This is a genomic window from Mycobacteriales bacterium (assembly GCA_036497565.1).
Taxonomy (GTDB): Bacteria; Actinomycetota; Actinomycetes; order Mycobacteriales; family QHCD01; genus DASXJE01.
Genome location: DASXJE010000102.1, coordinates 1 through 4,385 on the forward strand (window position 1 = coordinate 1; position 4,385 = coordinate 4,385).

The following is a 4,385-nucleotide window of genomic DNA, read 5'->3' on the forward strand; positions in this document are numbered from 1 at the left end:
GACTCGCGGGCGAGCTGGTGCCGATGCCCACCTCGGCCATCGCGGTGATCGGTCTGCCGGGATCGTGGGCGACCGCTGGGCAAGGCCCGACGGTGCTGAGAGCGGCCGGCCGGCCACCGCCGTCATGAACGAACCACGTACGCAATCCCACGATGCGCCATCCAACGCCTCCGAGATCTGCGCGTCGGCAGACTCATCGGGGCGCACCAGGCACTCGGTGAGGCTGATTCCCTCCTGTTCGAACGCGGGCGCCACAGCAGTTGCATCCTGGCCGGGAAGTGCGGCCGGGTCGAAGCCGATGATGAGCACGCTGATCATGCAGCCGACGTTATCGTCAGGTGTCTACTACGCGGATGACCCCCATTGATCTGGAGCGGGCGACCAGCTTCGGCTCACGCGCAGAGGACTACGCCCGCTGGCGCCCGACCTATCCCGCGGCTGCGGTGGACTGGGTGTTGCCGAGTCATGCCTCTCGAGTGGCGGAGGTCGGCGCCGGCACAGGAGCACTGACCGGATCACTGATCGGACGTGGGCTTCAGGTCGACGCCGTCGAGCCGGATGCGCGCATGCTCGAGGTGCTCATGCGCCTGCACCCCAAGGCGACCGGGCACCTCGCGGGAGCCGAGAGCCTGCCGCTGCCCGATGCCAGCGTCGACGCGGTCCTCGCCGCCGACGCCTGGCACTGGTTCCCGTTCGAGCAGTCGGTCAAAGAAGTTCGCCGGGTTCTTAGGCCGGGAGGATGGCTCGGCCTGCTATGGAACGTCGTGACACCGGTCGCACCCTGGGAGGAGGAGTTGGCTGCGCTGGATCCCGACTACCGGCCAACACCCGACACCGGTGAGATCGGCGAGGGCCCGTTCCCCGCGCAGGAGACCGAGACTGCGACTTTCCCGTGGGTCTGGCACACCACTCCTGATGACTGGTGCTCCTACCTCGGCACCCTGTCGATCTTCATGCTGATGGACGAAGCGCAGCGTGCGGATCGTCTCGAAGCGGCTCACGCCATACTCACGGCGGTGTGTACGAAAACAGGGCTGCCCACGGCGCCCGTTCAGCATGAAGTCTTCTGCGTCCGCTGGCGCCCACAACCATGAAGAGGGTATTGGTCACGGGTATGTCCGGCGTCGGCAAGACGAGCGTCCTCGACGTGCTGCGCAGACGCGGTTACAAGACGGTCGATGCGGACTACGACGGCCTCTCGGAGTTCGACGAGACGGGCATGTGGGAGTGGAACGAGGCCCGCGTCGAAGAAGCGCTGGCCACGGAGGACGCCGACGTCTTGTTCTTCAGCGGTACGTCGATCAAAATGCGCCGGTTCCTGCCGCAGTTCGACCACGTTGTGCTGTTGAGCGCTCCGGCGGAGGTCATGGCCGAGCGACTGCGTACCCGGACCAACAATCCGTACGGCCAGAAGAACGAAGAAATCGAACAGTCGCTGCGCTACAAGGAGACAATCGAGCCGGTCCTGCGCACCATGGCAACGGTCGAGATCGATACCACCCCTCCACTCGAGGCCGTGGTGGCAGCGGTGCTCGCCCACGTAGAACCGGCAAGTTAGCGTTTCGGTCGGCGATCGTCTACTCGTCGAAGTCAAGGCGTACGAGAAGCCGCGGGAGACGCCCGCTGTGTGCGGACGTGACGAGTACCCGACGGAAGCCGGCCGCATCGAACATCGAAGCGATACCGACGTACCCCGCGCCAACTTCGACCCGCCGGCCCTCTGAATCGATCGGGTAGGCCTCCACACCGGGAGCGCCGGCCTGGCGCGCCGCATCGACGACGCCATCGAGCAGGGCGGCAGCGACTCCCCGTCTGCGGAAGCCGGTGCGGATCCGGAAACAACCGATAGCCCATACCGGCCGATCGTCGATCGCCGGAATGGTACGAGACGTCTGCAGCCGAGGGGTTTCCGTGCGCACGCTAACCCCCACCCAGCCAACCGGCACGGCATCGAGATAAGCGAGGAATCCGGGGGCCGGCGACTCACCAGCCATCTGGTCGCGCAGTATCTCTGGCCGAGACCTCCCCTTGGACAACGCCTTCGTGTCGAAGCCGCGCCACGGCTGGCATAAGCACCCGACCCCGTCACCGCCGGGAAGGAGCTCGGCGACGTCGTCCCATCGGTCCGACGTCGCTCGCTCGATGATCGGGACCGGCTCTTGCGGGTCCGCCCTGGACGTCACTCTCGTGATGGTAGGCCCGGTATGCCGACGATTCCCGACCTGAGGGTGGCGTCGGTAGGAGATGGCGCTTGCGTAGGGGAAACTAAATACCTGCGGAGCTATTCACGACATTCGCAAGAAACTCCGGGACACGCCCAGCACGCAGCGGGACAGGTCAGGGCGTCCTCGCTAGCTTCTACCCGTCCCTAGACGTAATGCGCGCCTGAACCGGGGGCAAAAAACGAATGACCAACGCAAACATGCGTGACGCGTGATGCGATCACCCGTCGCGGCAACGAACCGCTCGGTGAGCGCGGCAGTGGCGGATGTAGATCGGGGAACGCCAGGCCCGGTCGTGATCATCGGCGCCGGCCCGGCCGGGCTGACCGCGGCATACGCACTCGGAAAACACGGAGCCCTGTGCACCGTCGTAGAGGCTGACACGGTCGTCGGCGGCATCGCCCGTACCGTGGAACGGGACGGCTGGCGGTTCGATATCGGTGGGCACCGATTCTTCACCAAAGTCCAGGTGGTGAACGATCTCTGGCACGAAATGCTCGGTCCCGAGGACTTTCTTCGGCGCGCCCGACTGAGTCGCATCTACTACCACGGACAGTTCTTCGACTATCCGATCCAGATCCGCAACGCGGTGCGCGGTCTCGGCCTCACCGAGTCGATGCGATGCGCGCTTTCCTACCTGTGGGTGCGGATAAAGCCGCCGCGTGACCGTCACACCTTCGAGGGATTGATGGCATCCCGGTTCGGATGGCGGCTGTACGCCATGTTCTTCAAGAGCTATACCGAAAAGGTCTGGGGCGTACCGGCAAGCGCGATCCAGGCCGACTGGGCAGTTCAACGCATCAAGGATCTTTCGCTGTGGAGCGCCTTCCGGCACGCTCTGTTCCCCAGGCGGGGCTCGGACAAGATCACCTCGCTCATCGAAGAGTTCGAATACCCGCGCCTCGGCCCGGGAATGATGTGGGAGCAAGTCCGGACGCTGGTCGAGGAGCAGGGCTCGGCCGTGCGATTGGCGACCCGGGTCACCCGGATCCGTCGGGATGACAACCGCGCGGTGGCCGTCGAGGTGCGCGCGGGGGCGGCGGAGTCGGGAGTCCGCGTCGATGGGGTTGTCGAGGAGTTGCCGGCCGAGCACGTTGTGTCCTCCATGCCCCTGAGTGAACTCGTGCTGGCGCTGGACCCGCCCGCCCCCGACAACGTCCGGCTGTCCGCCGAGGCACTCACCTACCGCGACTTCCTGACCGTGGCGCTGGTCGTGCCCGCTGACAAGAGTTTTCCGGACAACTGGATCTACGTCCACGACCCGGAAGTGCGGCTCGGCCGGGTGCAGAACTTCGGCTCCTGGTCGCCCGACATGGTGAAGGACGGCCGAACCTGTCTCGGTCTCGAGTACTTCGTGTTCGAGGGAGACGAACTGTGGGCCATGGGCGATGCCGATCTCATCGCTCTCGCAACCGCGGAGCTGGCGGCTATCGGCCTGGTTGGCGAAGGTGACGTCGAGGCCGGGTACGTCGTACGGATGCCCAAGGCCTATCCGGTGTACGACGAGGGATACGCGGACCGGGTCGAGACGATTCGGCGCTTCCTCGAATCGTCGGTGCCCAACGTCCATCCCATCGGTCGGAACGGGATGCACCGTTACAACAACCAGGACCACTCGATGCTGACTGCGCTGCTGACCGTCGACAACCTCTTCGGCGGAGAGTACGACGCGTGGAACGTCAACGTCGAAGCGCAGTATCACGAGGAGCAGGTGGCGACGAAGGATGAGCAAGGTCAGGCCGAGACCGGCCGGTCCGCCCCGGTACTGCCGGCCCGCGTGATCACCTAGTGGACGCGATGTCGCCCTGCAGTCCGGACGGACACGTGTCGTGAGCATCGGAGTCGTCGTCCTCCCGAGCGGTCGGCGCTCGGATCTCGGCGGCTGCCTCGAGGCACTCTCGGCCCAAGGCAAGCCGATCGACGAGATCGTCGTGGTCGACCACCGTACGAAGTCGGCCCCGACCGTCGACGCTCCGTTCCCGGTCCGGACCATCGTCGTGAACAGCGGCACCCGAGCCCACACTCGGAACACCGGCGCTGGTGTGCTCGACACCGACGTGCTCGCCTTCCTCGATGCAGACACACAAGTGGCGCCGGATTGGGCGGAATCCGTTCTGCAGTCGGTCGCCGACGGCGGCGCCGTCATTGCCGGTACGCCGTCGT

At 65.6% G+C, this 4,385-nt stretch carries 5 protein-coding genes; 4 read left to right on the forward strand and 1 reads right to left on the reverse strand.

What is annotated here, in order from left to right:
* The first annotated feature begins 353 nt into the window (after positions 1-353).
* Both VGH85_08845 and VGH85_08850 read left to right on the forward strand, forming a co-directional pair.
* On the forward strand, positions 354-1,094 hold the full coding sequence (locus VGH85_08845) for a class I SAM-dependent methyltransferase (GenBank protein HEY2173901.1): 741 nt from the start codon (positions 354-356) through the stop codon (positions 1,092-1,094).
* Positions 1,091-1,558 (forward strand): AAA family ATPase, encoded by a 468-nt coding sequence (locus tag VGH85_08850; GenBank protein HEY2173902.1) that lies wholly within the window; start codon positions 1,091-1,093, stop codon positions 1,556-1,558. The genes VGH85_08845 and VGH85_08850 overlap by 4 nt, the downstream gene beginning before the upstream one ends.
* 19 nt (positions 1,559-1,577) lie before the next feature.
* On the opposite strand, the gene VGH85_08855 is transcribed toward VGH85_08850, so the two are convergent.
* Positions 1,578-2,183, reverse strand: a complete 606-nt coding sequence (locus VGH85_08855) for a GNAT family N-acetyltransferase (GenBank protein ID HEY2173903.1) — start codon at positions 2,181-2,183, stop codon at positions 1,578-1,580.
* A gap of 286 nt (positions 2,184-2,469) precedes the next feature.
* On the opposite strand from VGH85_08855, the gene VGH85_08860 reads away from it, so the two are divergent.
* Together VGH85_08860 and VGH85_08865 are read left to right on the forward strand one after the other, a co-directional pair.
* Positions 2,470-4,011: an NAD(P)/FAD-dependent oxidoreductase gene (locus VGH85_08860; protein HEY2173904.1), complete on the forward strand. Its 1,542-nt coding sequence runs from the start codon at positions 2,470-2,472 to the stop codon at positions 4,009-4,011.
* A gap of 40 nt (positions 4,012-4,051) precedes the next feature.
* A partial coding sequence (locus VGH85_08865) for a glycosyltransferase family A protein (protein HEY2173905.1) occupies positions 4,052-4,385 on the forward strand: 334 nt, incomplete at its 3' end.